This window comes from Pseudomonas sp. 14P5.3.2 (assembly GCF_057799175.1).
In genome coordinates, this window is record NZ_JBYOKU010000005.1 from 144,220 (window position 1) to 163,188 (window position 18,969).

Sequence of the window (18,969 nt, forward strand, 5' to 3'; positions counted from 1 at the left end):
CTTGATTTTAAAAGGCTCTTGGATCCGATCAGAGCTAGCCAAATTAATGGCTAATAGCTATAACTCAACTCATGGCCAATGGGGTTTTTCCCTGAAACAGTGGCGTCGTGAGTTGCCCCTATGTCGTTGCACCCCGTGCGCCCAAAGATACTGGGTTTTATCAGCGAAGAAGTCTCGGCCTGGCTGGTCGCGCTGCTGGTATTGCTCGCCGGCGGGATTCTCACGGGGCTGCTCGCCTGGGCCACCCTCACTCAGTTTCATCATCAACTGCATCAACGCTTTCAGCTGCTGGCCAATGAGCGTTACAGCCGCATCGAAGAACGTTTCCAGGATCAGGAGCAGCGCCTCGACGGCCTGCGCCGCTTCTTCGCCAACTCCGATTCGGTCTCACGCAGCGAATTCGATGGCTATGCCAAACCTCTTTTATTACGCACCCAGGCCTATTCCTATGCGCCGCGGGTCAGCCGTGCCCAGCGCCCGGCGGTTGAGCAAGCGGTGCGCAACGAAGGTTTCAGCACCTTTACCTTTCGTGAACTGACCGCTGACGACCAGCTCCAGGCAGCCGGTGATCGCCCCGAATATGTGCCGGTGATCTACACCCAGAGTCAGAGCCGCTTGCCTACGCCACTGGGTTACGACCTGCTGGCGCAACCCCTGCGCCGGGCGACACTGGAGCGCGCCGACCGTACCGGGGACATGGTGGTGTCCCAGCCGTTGCATCTGGTGGGCGTTGATCCGGCGTATGCCCGGGGCGTATTGCTGGTGGCGCCGGTCACTCGCGAAGGGGCACCGAAAAGTCCGCCGGAAGGCTATGTAATGGCGGTGATCAGCATGCAGCAGTTGCTGGCCGACGGGTTGCCCGAAGACAACCAGGATTTCCTCAGCGTACGCATTCTTGACCTGTCCACCGACGACCAGCATGAAGTGCTGTATGAGTCGGCCAACAAGGCGGGGGCCAGTGATCTGTCGGCCACGCAGTTGTTGCGCATGGCCGACCATGACTATCAGGTGGACATACAGCCCAGCGAAGCCTTTCTGCAGGCCAACCATTCGTCAATCAGCAGTCTGGTGGTGCTGGGCGCGCTGCTGAGTGTGTTGCTCAGCGCATTGCTCTATGTGTTGGTGAGCCAGCGTCAACGCGCGTTGCGCATGGTCGAACTGCGCACCCAGGAACTGCACGCCCGGGAGCAGGAATTGCGCGGCACCCACGGCCAGTTGCGCGGCGTGCTGAATGCCGCGACGCAGGTGGCGATCATTGCCACCGACCTGCGCGGGGTGATCAACACCTTCAACCCTGGCGCCGAACAGATGCTCGGCTACAGCAGCGCTGATGTGGTCGGCCATATGACGCTGGAAAACCTGCATCTGCCGCGAGAGCTGGCCGCGCGTTCGGCGGAGTTGAGTGCGCGTTACGGCAAGAGCATTCCGACCTGCCACGCGATGCTGGTCGAGGGCGGCGAGGTCGGCGGTCATGAGGCGCGCGAGTGGACGCTGGTGCGCAGCGACGGCAGCCATCTGCCGGTGAACATGCTTGCCACCCCGGTGCTCGATGAGCAAGGACTGTGGGTCGGTCATCTGGCGATCTGCATCGACATCACCGAGCGCAAGCGTGTGCACGAAGCACTGGCGGCGCGCGATGTACTGCTGAAAAAACTCAGCGCCCACGTGCCCGGCGGCATCTATCAATTCAAGATGGAATTCGACGGGCGCTTCAGCGTGATCTACGCCAGCGACGGCATCCGCGAGATCTACGAGCTGGAGCCAGACGTGCTGCTGCTCAATGCCGAGGCGATTTTCACCCGTATCCATCCGCAAGACATCACCCGCGTGCGCACCTCGATCCGCGCCTCGGCGGACAATCTCAGTCCATGGCGCGAGGAGTACCGCGTGCAGTTGCTCGAGCGCGGCCTGCGCTGGGTGCGCGGCGAGGCGACGCCGGAAGAACTGCCGGGCGGCGGCGTGCTATGGCACGGCTACATCTCCGACATTTCCGATCTGAAGCGGGTCGAAGAGGAGCTGCGGGCGCTGTCGGTCACCGACTCACTGACCGGCATTCACAACCGTCGCTACTTCCAGGAACGCCTGACCACTGAGATGGCCCGGGTCGAACGGGGCGGCGGCGAGCTGTCGGTGATCATGCTCGACATCGATCACTTCAAGCGCATCAACGACCAGTACGGCCATGCCGTGGGCGACCGGGTGCTGCAGGCGGTGTGCGAACGCATCGCTCATCGCTTGCGCCGAACCGATGTGTTCTGCCGCCTGGGCGGTGAAGAGTTCATGGTGTTGTGCCCGGACATCGACGGCGAGCACGCGTACATCCTCGCCATGGAGCTATGGCAAGGCCTGCGCAGTGCGCCGGTGGATGTGGTCGGGGTGGTGACGGCGAGTTTCGGCATCGCCAGCTGGCGCCCGGGGGAGGGCGCGGATGCGCTGCTGCTGCGGGCGGATTCGGGGGTGTATGCGGCGAAGCAGGGCGGGCGCGATCGGGTCGAGCAGATGAGCTGAGCCGTTACGCCAATCCCTGTGGAACCCTGTTTTGTGGCGAGGGAGCTTGCTCCCGCTGGGCAGCGAAGCTGCCCCAAAAATCTTGTGAGCGCTGCGCACTCAAGCGGGAGCAAGCTCCCTCGCCACAAAGGAACGGCTTTTACTTGGTGCTTACAGCGCCGAAGCCGTCTGCGGCAGGCGCGGCTGCTTGTACAGATCCAGCAGCACCTGATCCAGCACCGACGACGCGCCGAACGGGGCCTTGTCGTTGAGGATCGCCACCACCGCCCAGGTGTTGCCGTTGACGTCGCGGCTGAAGCCGGCGATTGCCCGTACGGTGTTCAGGGTACCGGTCTTGACGTGGGCTTCGCCGCGCATCGCGGTGGTCTTCAGGCGTTTGCGCATGGTGCCGTCCATGCCGGCAATCGGCAGCGAGCTGATGTACTCGGCGGCGTACGGGCTATGCCAGGCGGCTTGCAGCATGTTGGCCATCTCGCGGGCGCTGACGCGTTCGGCGCGCGACAGTCCGGAACCGTTCTCCATTACCAGGTGCGGCGCGGTGATGCCTTTCTTCGCCAGCCACTGGCGAACCACGCGTTGCGCAGCCTTGGCGTCATCACCGTCGGCTTCGTTGCGGTACTTCTGACCGAGGCTCAGGAACAGCTGCTGAGCCATGGTGTTGTTACTGTATTTGTTGATGTCGCGGATGATTTCCGCCAGATCCGGCGAGTAGGCGCGGGCCAGCAGCTTGGCGCTGCTCGGGGTCGCGGCGAGGCGATCCTTGCCCTGGATGCTGCCGCCCAGTTCTTTCCAGATCGCGCGCACGGCACCGGCGGTGTAGGTCGCGTGGTCGAGCAGCGACAGGTAGGTCTGCGAGCTGCAGCCCTCGCCCAATTGACCGGCGACGGTCACGGTCACGCTGCCGTCCGCCTGGGCCACCGGGTTGTAGCGCACGCCACCGGTGCACTGCTTGGAGTTGAGCGCCTTGACCGTGTTTTCGATGCGCACACTGGCAATCGGCGGCTCCACCGAGATCAGCACCCGGCCACTGTCATTACGTGCAACGAAGCGCAGGGCCTTGAGGTTGACCAGCAGCGAGTCCGGTTTGACCAGGAACGGTTTGTTCTCGTCGTTGCCGTCGTCGTTGAATTCGGGAAGTTGCGGCTGGATGAAAAAGCTGCGGTCGAGGATCAGGTCGCCGGTGACCTGGGTCACGCCGTTAGCGCGCAGGTCGCGCATCAGCAGCCAGAGTTTTTCCATGTTCAGCTTCGGATCGCCGCCGCCCTTGAGGTACAGGTTGCCATTGAGGATGCCGCCACTCAGATCGCCGTCGGTGTAGAACTCGGTTTTCCACTGATGGTTGGGGCCGAGCATTTCCAGCGAGGCGTAGGTGGTGACCAGTTTCATGGTCGAGGCCGGGTTGACCGAGACGTCGGCGTTGTACACGGTCGGATTGCCCGGGCCGTCGAGCGGAATCATCACCAGCGACAGCGCGGTTGGCTGCAGTTTGCTGGCCTTGAGGGCTTTTTCGACGTTGGGGGTGAGGGCGGTGTTGATGGTGGCAGCGGCAACCGGCAGGGCCAGGGGCAGAAGAAGGCCGGCGAGAAAGAGAGGACGCAACGATTTGATCATATGAAATAGAACCCTGCAGAAGAGGGGGAAAATAACGAAGGCATGAATGAAAAAGCCCTCAGTGGTCATGAAAGTGTCGGCATTATGCCCCAAGGTGTAACAGCTTGTGCCTTGCCCGAGGCGGCCATTTCGTTATTTTTTTTACAGGCGGTCGGCCACCGCGCCCAGAGAGTCGGGCAATTGACCGCTTAAGCTGGTAAAGTGCCGGCCGTTATTACTTAAGAGGATTGTTCCAATGGCGACTAACCGTTCCCAGCGTCTGCGCAAAAAACTGTGCGTTGATGAATTCCAAGAGCTGGGTTTCGAACTGAACCTGGACTTCAAAGAAGACTTGTCCGAAGAAGCCATTGACGCTTTCCTCGAAGCATTCATCAAAGAAGCCATGGAAGCCAACGGTCTGGGTTATGTTGGCGGCGATGACTTCGGTCTGGTTTGCCTGCAGAAGCGTGGCTCGGTCAACGAAGAGCAGCGCGCTGCCGTTGAAGCCTGGCTGAAAAACCGTAGCGAACTGACCGGCATGACCGTCAGCCCGCTGCTGGACGTCTGGTATCCGGAAAAGCCGATCAACGCGGCTAAGTGATACTGAAAAAAACGGCGACCTGAGGTCGCCGTTTTTTTATGCCTGGGTTTTGCGCCAGTTGAGGATCAGCAAGGTCAGTACCCCCGCGACAATCCCCCAGAACGCCGAACCAATGGAAAACAGCGTCAGCCCCGACGCCGTGACCATGAAGGTGATCAGCGCCGCCTCGCGTTCCTTGACCTCGGTCATGGCGATGCTCAGGCCATTGATGATCGAGCCGAACAGCGCCAGCGCGGCAATCGACAGCACCAGTTCCTTCGGCAGCGCGGCAAACAGCGCCGCCAATGTAGCGCCGAACACCCCGGCGATTCCGTAGAAAATCCCGCACCACACCGCAGCGGTGTAGCGCTTGTTGCGATCTTCATGGGCGTGCGGCCCGGTGCAGATCGCCGCGCTGATTGCCGCGAGGTTGATGCCGTGGGAACCGAACGGCGCCAGCAGCAGCGAGGCGATGCCGGTGGTGGTGATCAGCGGTGAGGCCGGCACGTTGTAGCCGTCGGCCCGCAGCACGGCGATGCCGGGCATGTTCTGCGAGGTCATCGCCACCACGAACAGCGGAATGCCGATGCTGATGGTCGCGGCCAGCGAGAAGTGCGGAGTGGTCCACACCGGCGTCGCCACTTCCAGATGGAAACCGCTGAAATCCAGCAGCCCCATGAAACCTGACAGCGCGGTGCCGATCAGCAGCGCCGCCAGTACCGCGTAACGCGGCGACAGGCGTTTGACCACCAAATAGGTGAAGAACATCCCCAACACCAACCCGGTGCGGTGCTGCGCGGCGACGAAGATTTCGCTGCCGATCTTGAACAGAATCCCCGCCAGCAGCGCCGCTGCCAGCGACGCCGGGATCTTTTTCACCAGGCGTTCGAAGCTGCCGGTCAGGCCGCAAATCGTCACCAGCACCGCGCAGGTGATGTAGGCGCCGATGGCCTCGCCATAGGTGACGCCGCCCAGGCTGGTGATCAACAAGGCTGCACCCGGTGTCGACCAGGCAATGGTGATCGGTGTGCGATAGCGCAACGACAGGCCAATCGAGCACACCGCCATGCCGATCGAGATCGCCCAGATCCACGAGGAAATCTGCGCGCTGCTCAAACCCGCCGCTTGCCCGGCCTGGAACATCAGCACCAGCGAACTGGTGTAGCCGGTCATCATCGCGATGAAACCGGCGACGATCGCCGAGGGCGAAGTGTCGGCGAGGGGGCGCAGGCGGGTGTAGGTGGCGTCGTTCATGACGGCGGTGTTCCTTATACAGATGGAGATGTCCGTAGCAACGCTGAACCCAGTGGGAGCGGGCTTGCTCGCGAAAGCGGTGGGTCATTCAAGGCAGATGTCGCCTGACACACCGCCTTCGCGAGCAAGCCCGCTCCCACAGGGGGATTTTTGTTCTGGCAGCGGATTCTGCGATCAAGCCTAAACTCAATCGTAACGGATCGTTGCAATACAGCCGTGGACACAAACAGCCATACAGTCGTGTTGCCACCATCCATTGTGTACAATCGCGCTGTTTTTTACGCGATACTTGCCAGCGACCTACTGTGCCGTATTACAGTCACGGTCTATTCGCCGCAGTTCTCCCGACTCGAGTGCCCATGAACGAACAGTTGCAACCCCTCAAGAAACAACCGCGAGCAGGCAAAGCCGGCCGCAGCGGAACCCAGGACGATATTGTCTACGCGCATATCTTCGAGGCCATCCTCGAACAGCGTCTGGCGCCCGGCACAAAATTGAGCGAAGAAGCGCTGGGGGAAATCTTCGGGGTCAGCCGCACCATCATTCGCCGCGCGCTGTCGCGTCTGGCTCATGAAGGCGTGGTGCTGTTGCGGCCGAACCGTGGCGCGGTCGTCGCCAGCCCGAGCGTTGAAGAAGCGCGTCAGGTGTTCATGGCCCGCCGTCTGGTGGAGCGCGCGATTACCGAACTGGCCGTGCAGCACGCCACCGCCGAGCAGATCGCCGAATTGCGCCAGATGGTCAACGACGAACGCGACAGTTTCTCCCGTGGCGATCGCGGCGCCGGTATTCGTCTGTCGGGCGAATTCCACCTGAAACTGGCCGAAGCGGCGAAAAACGCGCCACTGATCAGCTTCCAGCGCAGCCTGGTCTCGCAGACCTCGCTGATCATTGCCCAGTACGAAAGCGGCAATCGCTCGCATTGCTCCTATGACGAGCACACCCAGTTGATCGACGCCATCGAAGCGCGCAACGGTGAACTGGCGGTGGACCTGATGATGCATCACATGGATCACATCGACAGCAAGCTCAACCTCGATGAGGAAAGTGCGTCGGATGACCTGCATGCGGTGTTCTCGCATTTGTTGCAGACCAAGAAGCCTGGGCGCCCTGCGGCCAAGCTTTAAAAGATCGCAGCCTGCGGCAGCTCCTACAGGGGAGTGCGATCCAATGTAGGAGCTGCCGCAGGCTGCGATCTTTTGATCTTCCTGACAGGCAATAAAAATCCCCCAGGCTGAAAGGCGCCGGGGGATTTTTTATGCCTCGGGAAAACTCAGCGCTGATGCACCAAAGCCCCTGCCGCATAAGTCTGCTGCACCGTGCGGTCATCGCCCAGTGTCATCAGCACAAACAACGTTTCAGCAATGTTGTTGGCTTGTTTCAGGCGATAGCTGAGCAGTGGCGTGGCGTTGTAATCCAGCACCAGGAAGTCCGCATCAGAACCCGGCTGCAGGTTGCCGATCTTGTCTTCCAGGCGCAGTGCCCGCGCACCGCCCAGGGTCGCCAGGTACAGCGACTTGAACGGACTCAGCCGCGCACCCTGCAGCTGCATGACTTTGTAGGCTTCGTTCAGCGTTTGCAGCAGCGAGAAACTGGTGCCGCCACCGACATCAGTGCCGAGGCCGACGTTGAGCTTGTGCTTCTCGGCCATCGGCAGATTGAACAAACCACTGCCGAGGAAGAAGTTCGAGGTCGGGCAGAACGAGATTGCCGAGCCGGTTTCCGCCAGTCGCGCACATTCGTCGTCGCACAGGTGTACGCCGTGAGCGAACACCGAGCGTTCGCCGAGCAGTTGGTAGTGGTCGTAAACGTCGAGGTAACCCTTGCGCTCCGGGAACAGTTCCTTGACCCACTCGATTTCCTTGAGGTTTTCGCTGATGTGGGTCTGCATGTACAGATCCGGGTATTCGGTCAGCAGTTGGCCGGCGAGAGTCAGTTGCTCCGGGGTGCTGGTCGGGGCGAAGCGCGGGGTGACCGCGTAGTGCAGGCGACCCTTGCCGTGCCAGCGTTCGATCAGCGCCTTGCTCTCGACGTAGCTCGATTCGGCGGTGTCGGTCAGATAGTCCGGGGCGTTGCGGTCCATCATCACCTTGCCGGCGATCATCCGCAGATCAAGTTTCTCGGCGGCCTCGAAGAACGAGTTCACCGACTGCGGATGCACGCTGCCGAACACCAGCGCGGTGGTGGTGCCGTTGCGCAGCAGTTCCTTGATGAAAATGTCCGCGACTTCATCGGCGTGGGCCTTGTCACCGAACTGGCTTTCGCAGGGGAAGGTGTAGGTGTTGAGCCAGTCCAGCAGTTGCTCGCCGTAGGCGCCGACCATGCCGGTTTGCGGCAGGTGGATGTGGGTGTCGATGAAGCCCGGGGTGATCAGCGCGTCCTGATAATGGGTGATCTCGATGTCCGCCGGCAGGGTCGGCAGCAGTTCGCTGGCGTGGCCGAGGGCGCTGATCTTGCCGCCATCGACCACTAGCAGGCCGTCCTCGAAATATTCGTAGGAGGCTTCGATCCCGACTTCGGCGGGGTCGGCGATGCTGTGCAGGATGGCGGCGCGGTAGGCTTTGCGAGTCAGAGGCATGAGGGTTCTCTAATCAGTTTGAGGCTTTGAGTTTGGCGGCCTGACTGCGCCGGGAAACGGGCAGCAGTTTGGCAATCGGTTCGGCGCTGGCGGTGTGCTGGCCGAAATTGGCGTTATAGGTGGCGATGATTTCGCCGGCGATGGAGATGGCGATTTCCACAGGCAGTTTGCCTTTGACTTCGCCGATGCCCATCGGGCAGCGCATGCGTTGCACGACGCCGCTGTCGAAACCGCGATCACGCAGGCGATGTTCGAACTTGGCCCGTTTGGTCTTCGAGCCGATCAGGCCGAAGTAGGCGAAGTCGTTGCGCTTGAGGATCGCGGCGGTGAGTTCCAGGTCCAGCTGATGGTTGTGGGTCATGACGATGCAGTAGCTGCCGACGGGCAGGTCATCGATTTCATCCACAGGCTCTTCGGCGACGATTTTACGCACGCCGTGGGGGATCTGTTCGGGGAATTCCTCTTCCCGCGAGTCGATCCAGCGTACCCGGCACGGCAGGCTGGCGAGTAACGGCACCAACGCCCGGCCGACATGCCCGGCGCCGAATACGGCGATTTGCGCCTGCACCTGGCCCATCGGTTCGAACAGCAACACGGTGGCGCCGCCGCAGCACTGGCCAAGGCTGGCACCGAGGCTGAAGCGCTCCAGATGGGTGTCCTGCTTGCCGCTGGCGAGCATCTCGCGGGCGATTTGCATGGCTTTGTATTCCAGATGCCCGCCACCGATGGTGTCGAAGGTCTGTCTGGCGCTGACGACCATTTTCGAACCGGCGTTGCGCGGGGTCGAGCCGAGTTCTTCGATGATCGTCACCAGAACACAGGGTTCGCCCTGGTTCTGCAGGTCGGCGAGGGCGTCGATCCAGTTGTACATAGTTCACCCCTACAACATCGTTGTCTGTTCGGGCCTATTCGCGAGCAAGCTCGCTCCCACATTTTTGATCTCTGTCTTCCACAAAAATCTGTGCCCACTGAAGATCTACTGTGGGAGCGAGCTTGCTCGCGAAGGCCGCACCTCGGTCCTAGAGCGGAGCCAACTCAGCTTCAGCTTCGACCGCTTTCACAGTCTTGAGCTGGCGCATCTGCTCACACCCCCACAACACCCGCTCCGGAGTCGCCGGCGCGTCGATCTTTGGCTGATGCTTATAGTCACCGAGGCTCGCCACCGCATCCTTGATCGCGCACCACGCGGCAATCCCGAGCATGAACGGCGGCTCACCCACAGCCTTGGAATGGAACACCGTGTCTTCCGGGTTCTTGCGGTTCTCGACCAGCTTCACCCGCAGGTCCAGCGGCATGTCGGCCACGGCCGGGATCTTGTAGCTGGCCGGGCCGTTGGTCATCAGCTTGCCCTTGTTGTTCCAGACCAGTTCTTCCATGGTCAGCCAGCCCATGCCCTGGACGAAACCGCCCTCGACCTGACCGATGTCGATCGCCGGGTTCAGCGAGGCGCCGACGTCGTGGAGGATGTCGGTACGGAGCATCTTGTACTCGCCGGTCAGGGTGTCGACGATCACTTCGCAGCACGCCGCGCCGAAGGCGAAGTAGTAGAACGGCCGACCACGGGCCTGGCTGCGGTCGTAGTAGATTTTCGGGGTCTTGTAGAAGCCGGTGCTCGACAGCGAGACCTGATTGAAATACGCCAGTTGGATCAGCGCTTCGAAGGTCATGATGTGGTCACGCACGCGCACATGGCCGTTGTGGAATTCCACATCTTCTTCGCTGACCTTGTAGTGTCGCGCAGCGAACTCTACCAGACGCTGCTTGATGATCTCGGCGGCGTTCTGCGCAGCCTTGCCGTTGAGGTCGGCACCGCTGGAAGCCGCAGTCGGCGAGGTATTCGGGACTTTGTCGGTGTTGGTCGCGGTGATCTGCACCCGATCCATTTCCACCTGGAACACTTCGGCCACCACCTGTGCGACCTTGGTGTTCAGGCCCTGGCCCATTTCCGTGCCACCGTGGTTCAAGTGGATGCTGCCATCGGTGTAGACGTGGATCAGCGCGCCGGCCTGGTTGAGGAAGCTGGCGGTGAAGGAAATACCGAATTTCACCGGGGTCAGCGCCAAGCCCTTTTTCAGGATCGGGCTGTTGGCGTTGTAGCGGCGGATCGCTTCGCGGCGCTCGGCGTACTGGCTGCTTTCTTCCAGTTCGGCGGTCATCTCTTCGAGCATGTTGTGCTCGACGGTCTGGTAGTAGTGGGTGACGTTGCGCTCGGTCTTGCCGTAATAGTTGGCCTTGCGCACCGCCAGCGGATCGAGGTTGAGGTGACGGGCAATCGCGTCCATCACTTCTTCGATCGCAACCATGCCCTGCGGGCCGCCGAAACCACGGTAAGCGGTGTTCGACGCGGTGTTGGTCTTGCAGCGGTGACCGTTGATGGTCGCGTCACCGAGGTAGTACGAATTGTCCGAGTGAAACATGGCCCGGTCAACGATCGACGCCGACAGGTCCGGGGAGCAGCCGCAGTTGCCGGCCAGGTCCATGGCGATGCCGTGCAGGCGCCCGGAGCTGTCGAAACCGACGTCGTACTCGACATAGAACGGGTGGCGCTTGCCGGTCATCAGCATGTCTTCGACCCGTGGCAGACGCATCTTGGTCGGCTGGCCGGTGAGGTGCGCGATCACCGCACACAGGCACGCCGGGCTGGCGGCCTGGGTTTCCTTGCCGCCGAAACCACCGCCCATGCGGCGCATGTCGACGACGATCTTGTTCATCGACACGTCGAGCACTTCGGCCACCAGTTTCTGCACTTCGGTGGGGTTCTGCGTCGAGCAGTAGACGATCATGCCGCCGTCTTCGGTGGGCATTACCGAGGAGATCTGCGTTTCCAGATAAAAGTGTTCCTGACCGCCGATGTGCAGCGTGCCTTGAATGCGATGTTCGGCGGTGGCCAATGCCGAAGCCGAATCGCCACGTTGATGGGTGTGGCTGTCGAGCACGAAGTGGCGTTTGCGCAAGGCTTCGACCACGTCCAGCACCGGCTCGAGATCCTCGTACTCGATGATCGCCGCCATCGCCGCTTTGCGTGCGGTTTCCAGGTCTTTCGCGGCCACGGCCAGCACTGGCTGACCGACGAATTGCACGTCGTCGATGGCCAGCAGCGGATCGCCCGGCAGCAGCGGGCCGATGTCTTTCAGGCCCGGCACGTCTTCGTGGGTGATCGCAATGCGCACGCCTTCGAAGGCGTAGCAGGGCTTGGTGTCGATGCTGATGATTTTCGCGTGGGCGCGGTCCGACAGCCGTGCGTAAACGTGCAGCTGATTGGGGAATTCCAGACGATCATCGATGTACTGCGCTTCACCGGACACGTGCTTGGCGGCGCTGTCGTGCTTGACGCTGCGGCCGACACCGGTGGTCAGGTCCTTGGCAAACAGTTCCGCCAATTCGGCTTGGGTCTTCTCTACGGCGTGATGGTTAGACATAAGCGGTCACCCGAGTCTCGATGTGCGGTGTTTGCAGTTCGATGAAGTATTTGCGCAGCAGGTTTTGCGCACTGAGCAGGCGATATTCCTTGCTGGCGCGGAAGTCCGAGAGCGGCGTGAAGTCTTCGGCCAATGCGGCGCAGGCGCGTTCGACCACGGCGTTGTTGAACGGCTGGCCGAGCAGTACGGCTTCGCAATGGGCGGCGCGTTTCGGGATCGCGGCCATGCCGCCGAATGCCATGCGCGCGTCGGTGATCACGCCGTTTTCCACGCGCAGGTTGAACGCGGCGCAGACGGCGGAGATGTCATCGTCCAGACGCTTGGAGACTTTGTAGGCGCGGAAGCGCTGTTCGGCGCTGGCACGCGGGACGATGATCTTCTCGATGAATTCGCTTTCCTGACGGGCGGTGACCTTGTAGTCGATGAAGTAATCTTCCAGGTTCAGCGTGCGCCGGGTTTCACCTTTGCACAGCACCACCTGCGCGCCGAGGGCGATCAGCAGCGGTGGCGAGTCACCGATTGGCGAGGCGTTGCCGATGTTGCCGCCGAGGGTGCCCTGGTTGCGGATCTGCAGCGAAGCGAAACGGTGTAGCAATTCGCCGAAGTCCGGGTATTCAGCCGTCAGTGCTTCGTAGCAGTCGGAGAGGGCGGTGGCTGCGCCGATTTCGATACGGTCTTCGAAGGTTTCGATGCGCTTCATTTCGGCGACGTTGCCGACGTAGATCATCACCGGCAGGGTGCGGTGGAACTGGGTGACTTCCAGTGCCAGATCGGTACCGCCGGCCAGCAGTCGGGCTTGTGGGTAAGCGTCGTAGAGGTCGGCCAGATCGGCGACGGTCAGCGGCACCAGGCAGCGCTTGTCGCCACTGTTGAGCTCGCCGATATCGGTCGGGGCGATGGCTTTGAGACGGGCGATGGTCTCGGCTTCGCGGGCATCGAACTGGTCCGGCTGCTTGCCACAGCAGGATTGCTCGGCGGCGGCGAGGATCGGCCGGTAGCCGGTGCAGCGGCAGAGGTTGCCGGCCAGCGCTTCGTGCGCCTTGGCCTGATCCGGTGCATCGCTGTTCTTTTGCAGGGCAAACAGCGACATGACGAAACCGGGGGTGCAGAAGCCGCACTGCGAGCCGTGGCACTCGACCATGGCTTTCTGCACGCTGTGCAATTCGCCCTGGTGCTTGAGGTCTTCGACGCTGATCAGTTGTTTGCCGTGCAGCGACGAAACAAAGGTCAGGCACGAGTTGAGGCTGCGATAGCGAATGTGTTCGCGGCCGGCGTCATCCGTTTGCAACTCGCCGACCACCACGGTGCAGGCGCCACAGTCGCCGCTGGCGCAGCCTTCTTTGGTGCCGGATTTGCCCACGTGTTCGCGCAGGTAATTGAGCACGGTCAGATTCGGGTCCAGGGCGTGCTCGCTACGGAGTTCCTGGTTAAGTAAAAACTGGATCACGGAAGGCCTCGCAGACTCATTATTGTTGTTAACCGACTTCAACCGAATTTAGCAGGTCTGACTTTTCGGTCAATGGTTTTCTGACTTAAAGGTCAGGAAAAACGGTTTTGTCGATTAACGCGTGCTCTATTGAGTATTGACCCTGAGCGGATCCACTGCTTTTTTGCTTGAATCGTGCCAAAAAGCGCCGTGCGGGCACTCCGCCATGTACTTGCATTTGCGCTACACTGCGCCGCTTGTGCAGATCGAAGAGTTTGAAGGACAACCATGACGTTCAAGGCGCCGGACAGCCTCGCCGAGCAAATTGCTCACCACCTCGCCGAACGCATCATTCGCGGCGAAATGAAGCCGGGAGAGCGCATTCAGGAACAGAAGGTCACGCTGGCCCTCAATGTCAGCCGCGGATCGGTCCGCGAAGCCCTGCTGATCCTCGAACGCCGCCACCTGATCGCGATCCTGCCGCGACGTGGCGCCCATGTCACCGAACTCACCGCGCACAAAGTGCAGAGCCTGTGTACGCTGATGAGCGAGCTGTACATCCTGCTCGGCAATGCGGTCGCCAATGGCTGGCAGACCCAGGCCGACATGGCGCCGTTCGTGCAAATCCAGCAGCGCCTGGGCGCAAGCTACGAGCGTCAGGACATCCGCACCTTCGTCGACGACAGCTTCGCCGTGATGCGCGCTGCGTACCCGTTTGCTAATAACCCGTACCTGCAAGAGACCGTCGAGAACCTGCAGCCGGCCATGAGCCGTGCGTACTTCCTCGCCCTCGAACAGCGCAAGGCCGAAATGAGCGAGTTCCTCGAACTGTTCGAACGCCTGCTGGCCGCTGTGCTCGCCCGTGATTTGCCGCAGATCCGCATCGTGCTGACGGCTTACGCCCAGCGCAGCTGCGATCTGGTGGTTTCCGCCCTGACGGTTGCCTGAGCGTGCGGCTAAAGTGCATCAAACTGGCGGGGTTCAAGTCCTTCGTCGATCCGACCACGGTGAACTTCCCCAGTAACATGGCGGCGGTCGTCGGGCCGAACGGTTGCGGCAAGTCGAACATCATCGACGCCGTACGCTGGGTGATGGGCGAAAGTTCGGCGAAAAACCTGCGTGGCGAGTCGATGACCGACGTCATCTTCAACGGCTCGACCAGTCGCAAACCGGTGAGCCAGGCGAGCATCGAGCTGGTGTTCGACAACTCCGCCGGCACGCTGCTGGGCGAATACGCGGCTTACGCGGAGATTTCCATCCGTCGTAAGGTGACCCGCGACAGCCAGACGACTTATTACCTCAACGGCACCAAATGCCGTCGTCGCGACATTACCGATATCTTCCTCGGCACCGGTCTGGGCCCGCGCAGCTACTCGATCATCGAGCAAGGGATGATCTCCAAGCTGATCGAGTCCAAGCCTGAAGACTTGCGCAACTTCATCGAAGAAGCGGCGGGCATCTCCAAGTACAAGGAGCGCCGGCGCGAGACCGAAAACCGCATCCGCCGCACCCACGAAAACCTTGCGCGTCTGACCGACCTGCGCGAAGAGCTCGAACGCCAGCTCGAACGCTTGCACCGTCAGGCCGAATCCGCCAGGAAGTATCAGGAATACAAGAGCGAAGAGCGTCAGCTCAAGGCGCAACTGTCGGCCCTGCGCTGGCAGGATCTGAACGATCAGGTCGGCCAGCGCGAGTCGATCATCGGCACGCAGGAAGTCAGTTTCGAAGCGCTGGTCGCCGAGCAGCGCAATGCCGATGCCGCCATCGAGCGCCTGCGCGACGGGCACCATGAACTGTCCGAGCGCTTCAATCTGGTGCAGGGGCGCTTCTATTCGGTCGGCGGCGATATTGCCCGGGTCGAGCAAAGCATCCAGCACGGCCAGCAGCGCTTGCGTCAGTTGCAGGACGATCTGAAAGAAGCCGAGCGCGCGCGCCTTGAAACCGAATCGCACCTGGGTCACGACCGCACGTTGCTGCTGACCCTCGGCGAAGAGCTGGACATGCTCACCCCCGAGCAGGAAGTCACCAGCGCCGCCGCCGAAGAAGCTGCTGCTGCGTTGGAAGAAGCCGAGCTGACCATGCACGGCTGGCAGGAGCAGTGGGACACCTTCAACCTGACCGCCGCCGAACCACGGCGTCAGGCCGAAGTGCAGCAGTCGCGGATCCAGCAGTTGGAAACCAGCATGGAGCGTCTGGCCGATCGGCAAAAGCGTCTTGCTGAAGAGCGCGATTTGCTTTCCGCCGACCCGGAAGACGCGGCGATCATGGCGCTCAACGAGCAGCTCGCCGAATCCGAAGCGACCCTCGAAGATTTGCAGACCAGCGAAGAAGCGCAGGTCGAAAAGCTTGAACAGCTGCGTCAGGAACTGCAGCAGGCACTGACCGCGCAGCAACAGGCGCAGGGCGATTTGCAGCGTCTCAACGGGCGACTGGCCTCGCTGGAAGCCTTGCAGCAAGCCGCGCTCGATCCGGGCACCGGCACTGCCGAATGGCTGCGCGAACAGAATCTCGCCGAGCGCCCGCGTCTGGCCGAAGGGCTGAAGGTCGAGGCCGGTTGGGAGCTGGCGGTGGAAACCGTGCTCGGCGCCGATCTGCAAGCGGTGCTGGTGGATGATTTCAACGGCTTCGATCTGTCCGCGTTCACCCAAGGTGATCTGCGCCTGCTCAGTCCCGCCAGTGATGGTGTGCGAGTGGCGGGCAGTTTGCTGGACAAGGTCGAGGCGCAGATCGATCTGTCGCCGTGGCTCGGCCAGGTCAAACCGGTCGACAGCCTCGAGCAGGCGCTGGCTCTGCGCGGCCAGTTGAGTGCCGGGCAGAGCCTGATCAGCCGCGACGGATACTGGGTCGGCCGACACTTTCTGCGCGTGCGTCGCGCCAGTGAAGCCGAAAGCGGCATGCTCGCCCGTGGCCAGGAAATCGAGACGCTGCAGGCCGAGCGCGAAGAGCGCGAAGCCACGGTCGAAGCCATGGAAACCCGTTTGCAGACCCTGCGTGCGCAACAGCGGCAGCAGGAAAACGGCCGTGAGCATTTGCGCCGTTTGCTGCAGGACGAAGCGCGTTCCCAAGGTGAATTGAAAGCCCAGTTGTCCGCCGGTAAAGCCAAGGCCGAACAATTGATGCTGCGCCGCACGCGGCTTGACGAAGAGCTGATCGAACTCGGCGAGCAGCGCGAGCTGGAACACGAACAAGTCGGCGAAGCGCGCATGCAATTGCAGGAAGCGCTCGACGCCATGGCGCTGGACACCGAGCAGCGCGAGTTGCTGCTGGCTCAGCGCGACAGCCTGCGCGAACGCCTCGATCGCGTGCGTCAGGAAGCCCGGCAACACAAGGATCACGCCCACCAACTGGCGGTGCGCCTTGGCTCGTTGCGCGCGCAACATGATTCCACGCGGCAGGCGCTGGAGCGGCTGGAAATGCAGGCCGAGCGCCTGACCGAAAAGCGTGAGCAGTTGAGCCTGAATCTGGAGGAGGGCGAGGCACCGCTGGAAGAGCTGCGCCTGAAACTCGAAGAACTGCTCGACAAACGCATGACCGTCGACGAAGAACTGAAGACCGCGCAGATCGCGCTGGAAGACGCCGACCGCGAACTGCGCGAAGCGGAAAAGCGCCGGACCCAGGCCGAGCAGCAATCGCAAATGATCCGTGGCCAGCTCGAACAGCAACGCATGGAATGGCAAGCGCTGACCGTGCGGCGCAAGGCGCTGCAGGATCAATTGCTCGAAGACGGCTACGATCTCAATGGCGTGCTCGCGACGTTGACGCCCGAGGCCAGTGAACGCGCCGCCGAAGAAGAACTCGAACGGATCAATGCGCGGATTCAACGCCTGGGCGCGATCAACCTCGCGGCCATCGACGAATACACGCAACAGTCCGAACGTAAACGTTATCTGGATGCGCAGGACGCCGATCTGGTGGAAGCACTGGAGACCCTGGAAAACGTCATCCGCAAGATCGACAAGGAAACCCGTAATCGCTTCAAAGATACCTTTGATCAGATCAATGGCGGTTTACAGGCACTTTTCCCGAAAGTTTTCGGTGGCGGGCGCGCGTATTTGGAACTGACGGGCGAAGATCTACTCGATACAGGGGTAACGATCATGGCGCAGCCGCCAGGGAAGAAGAACAGCACCATCCATTTGCTCTCCGGCGGGGAAAAAGCCCTGACCGCGCTGGCACTGGTTTTTGCGATCTTCAAATTGAATCCGGCGCCGTTCTGCATGCTCGATGAAGTTGACGCGCCACTGGATGACGCTAACGTTGGACGCTACGCACGATTGGTTAAAGAGATGTCGCAGACCGTGCAGTTCATCTATATCACCCACAACAAGATCGCCATGGAAATGGCCGATCAACTGATGGGCGTGACGATGCACGAGCCGGGTTGTTCGCGACTGGTTGCAGTGGATGTCGAGGAGGCGATGGCGATGGTGGACGCCTGAGTCAGCGTGGTGTCGGAAGGGTATTTATGTTCTGTAGGACTTTTTTACCGACTTCGACTTGCTGGCCAATCGACATATTCGCGCAAGCCAATGTGACAGACGGTGTAAAGTTGTCTTTGGTCGTGCTAGTTTAATGTCAATTTTTCGTATACGTGGGCAAAACGCCTGTCAGAACATAGAGTTGGCGCCACGTTTTAAAGCGGTTTGCAAAATGTAAACCCCTTATTTTTCAGCATTTTTTATAGAGGCACGGGATTACATGGAAATCGGTCTGCGCGAGTGGCTGATCGTCATCGGCATCATTGTGATAGCCGGTATTCTTTTCGATGGCTGGCGCCGTATGCGCGGCGGCAAGGGAAAACTGAAATTCCGTCTTGACCGAAGTCTGTCCAACCTGCCGGACGAGGACACCAGCGCTGAGCTGTTGGGCCCGGCCCGCGTGCTGGATACGCATAAAGAACCGCAACTGGACGAACACGATCTGCCGTCGGTGAGCATGCCGGCCCGCGAAGCTCGCGAGCCTCGCGAATCCGGTTCGAAACGTGGCAAGCGCGGCAGCAACGGTCCGGCCCAGGGCGACCTGAACCTCGACCTGGACCTGGACGGCGGCCCGAGCTTCAGCAGCCGTGATGATGACTTCGTCGAAGACATCAAGCCGTCGCCAGCGGTGGCCGACAAGGATCAGCCGCAAGCCGAAGAAGTGCTGGTGATCAGCGTGATCTGCCGCGACGCCGCCGGCTTCAAAGGCCCGGCCCTGCTGCAGAATATTCTCGAAAGCGGTCTGCGTTTTGGCGAGATGGATATTTTCCACCGTCACGAAAGCATGGCCGGCAACGGTGAAGTGCTGTTCTCCATGGCCAATGCGGTCAAGCCGGGCATCTTCGATCTGGACGATATCGACCATTTCAGCACCCCGGCGGTGAGCTTCTTCCTCGGCCTGCCAGGCCCGCGTCATCCGAAGCAGGCTTTCGACGTGATGGTCGCGGCAGCGCGCAAGCTGTCCCAGGAACTGAACGGCGAGCTGAAAGATGACCAGCGCAGCGTACTGACCGCGCAGACCATCGAGCACTACCGTCAGCGCATCGTCGAATTCGAACGCCGCGCCCTGACCCAGAAGCGCTAAGGCCAAGATCAAAAGATCGCAGCCTTCGGCAGCTCCTACAGAGGAACGCGATCCC

General features: G+C 61.2%; 12 protein-coding genes. 6 read left to right on the forward strand and 6 right to left on the reverse strand.

The features are described from left to right. Positions 1-120 precede the first annotated feature (120 nt). Entirely contained in the window at positions 121-2,508 is a 2,388-nt protein-coding gene (locus AC27VU_RS06215) for a sensor domain-containing diguanylate cyclase (protein ID WP_488723673.1), read from the forward strand. A 150-nt stretch (positions 2,509-2,658) separates the two neighbouring features. On the opposite strand, the gene dacB is transcribed toward AC27VU_RS06215, so the two are convergent. Further along, entirely contained in the window at positions 2,659-4,119 is a 1,461-nt protein-coding gene (gene dacB, locus AC27VU_RS06220; protein ID WP_488723674.1) for a D-alanyl-D-alanine carboxypeptidase/D-alanyl-D-alanine endopeptidase, read from the reverse strand. Positions 4,120-4,354: 235 nt separating this feature from the next. On the opposite strand from dacB, the gene AC27VU_RS06225 reads away from it, so the two are divergent. After that, the gene (locus tag AC27VU_RS06225; protein WP_003223308.1) at positions 4,355-4,699 is read left to right on the forward strand and encodes a YggL family protein; all 345 of its coding nucleotides are present in this window, start codon (positions 4,355-4,357) and stop codon (positions 4,697-4,699) included. A gap of 36 nt (positions 4,700-4,735) precedes the next feature. Here the strand turns inward: AC27VU_RS06225 and AC27VU_RS06230 are convergent, their stop codons facing one another. After that, positions 4,736-5,932 (reverse strand): benzoate/H(+) symporter BenE family transporter, encoded by a 1,197-nt coding sequence (locus AC27VU_RS06230; RefSeq protein ID WP_262143111.1) that lies wholly within the window; start codon positions 5,930-5,932, stop codon positions 4,736-4,738. A 359-nt stretch (positions 5,933-6,291) separates the two neighbouring features. Here AC27VU_RS06230 and AC27VU_RS06235 point away from each other — a divergent pair, with 359 nt between their 5' ends. Then, positions 6,292-7,056, forward strand: a complete 765-nt coding sequence (locus tag AC27VU_RS06235) for a GntR family transcriptional regulator (RefSeq protein WP_007961054.1) — start codon at positions 6,292-6,294, stop codon at positions 7,054-7,056. Positions 7,057-7,202: 146 nt separating this feature from the next. On the opposite strand, the gene guaD is transcribed toward AC27VU_RS06235, so the two are convergent. The 4 genes from guaD to xdhA all read right to left on the reverse strand — a co-directional run bounded on the left by guaD (position 7,203) and on the right by xdhA (position 13,373). Further along, positions 7,203-8,507, reverse strand: coding sequence for a guanine deaminase (gene guaD, locus AC27VU_RS06240; protein ID WP_003223312.1), 1,305 nt, complete (start codon positions 8,505-8,507; stop codon positions 7,203-7,205). 13 nt (positions 8,508-8,520) lie between these two features. After that, positions 8,521-9,378, reverse strand: coding sequence for a xanthine dehydrogenase accessory protein XdhC (xdhC, locus tag AC27VU_RS06245; RefSeq protein ID WP_003223314.1), 858 nt, complete (start codon positions 9,376-9,378; stop codon positions 8,521-8,523). 148 nt (positions 9,379-9,526) lie between these two features. Further along, positions 9,527-11,926 carry a xanthine dehydrogenase molybdopterin binding subunit gene (gene xdhB, locus AC27VU_RS06250; RefSeq protein WP_488723675.1) on the reverse strand — a complete coding sequence of 800 codons (2,400 nt, stop codon included), beginning with the start codon at positions 11,924-11,926 and terminating at the stop codon, positions 9,527-9,529. Next, complete coding sequence (xdhA, locus tag AC27VU_RS06255) at positions 11,919-13,373, reverse strand: xanthine dehydrogenase small subunit (RefSeq protein WP_488723676.1); 1,455 nt, start codon at positions 13,371-13,373, stop codon at positions 11,919-11,921. The genes xdhB and xdhA overlap by 8 nt, the downstream gene beginning before the upstream one ends. A gap of 267 nt (positions 13,374-13,640) precedes the next feature. Here xdhA and AC27VU_RS06260 point away from each other — a divergent pair, with 267 nt between their 5' ends. From AC27VU_RS06260 to zipA, 3 genes are all read left to right on the forward strand, one after another. After that, positions 13,641-14,300 (forward strand): GntR family transcriptional regulator, encoded by a 660-nt coding sequence (locus AC27VU_RS06260; RefSeq protein WP_045122360.1) that lies wholly within the window; start codon positions 13,641-13,643, stop codon positions 14,298-14,300. A 2-nt stretch (positions 14,301-14,302) separates the two neighbouring features. Then, positions 14,303-17,791, forward strand: coding sequence for a chromosome segregation protein SMC (gene smc, locus AC27VU_RS06265; protein ID WP_003223321.1), 3,489 nt, complete (start codon positions 14,303-14,305; stop codon positions 17,789-17,791). Positions 17,792-18,050: 259 nt separating this feature from the next. Next, on the forward strand, positions 18,051-18,914 hold the full coding sequence (zipA, locus tag AC27VU_RS06270; RefSeq protein WP_025110345.1) for a cell division protein ZipA: 864 nt from the start codon (positions 18,051-18,053) through the stop codon (positions 18,912-18,914). The last annotated feature ends 55 nt before the right edge of the window (positions 18,915-18,969 follow it).

Coding starts and splice junctions, on each gene's coding strand:
- xdhB (WP_488723675.1), bottom strand. CDS start 11,926: ATGTCTAACCATCACGCCGTAGAGAAGACCCAAGCCGAATTGGCGGAA.
- zipA (WP_025110345.1), top strand. CDS start 18,051: ATGGAAATCGGTCTGCGCGAGTGGCTGATCGTCATCGGCATCATTGTG.
- guaD (WP_003223312.1), bottom strand. CDS start 8,507: ATGCCTCTGACTCGCAAAGCCTACCGCGCCGCCATCCTGCACAGCATC.
- AC27VU_RS06235 (WP_007961054.1), top strand. CDS start 6,292: ATGAACGAACAGTTGCAACCCCTCAAGAAACAACCGCGAGCAGGCAAA.
- AC27VU_RS06260 (WP_045122360.1), top strand. CDS start 13,641: ATGACGTTCAAGGCGCCGGACAGCCTCGCCGAGCAAATTGCTCACCAC.
- AC27VU_RS06230 (WP_262143111.1), bottom strand. CDS start 5,932: ATGAACGACGCCACCTACACCCGCCTGCGCCCCCTCGCCGACACTTCG.
- dacB (WP_488723674.1), bottom strand. CDS start 4,119: ATGATCAAATCGTTGCGTCCTCTCTTTCTCGCCGGCCTTCTTCTGCCC.
- xdhC (WP_003223314.1), bottom strand. CDS start 9,378: ATGTACAACTGGATCGACGCCCTCGCCGACCTGCAGAACCAGGGCGAA.
- AC27VU_RS06225 (WP_003223308.1), top strand. CDS start 4,355: ATGGCGACTAACCGTTCCCAGCGTCTGCGCAAAAAACTGTGCGTTGAT.
- AC27VU_RS06215 (WP_488723673.1), top strand. CDS start 121: ATGTCGTTGCACCCCGTGCGCCCAAAGATACTGGGTTTTATCAGCGAA.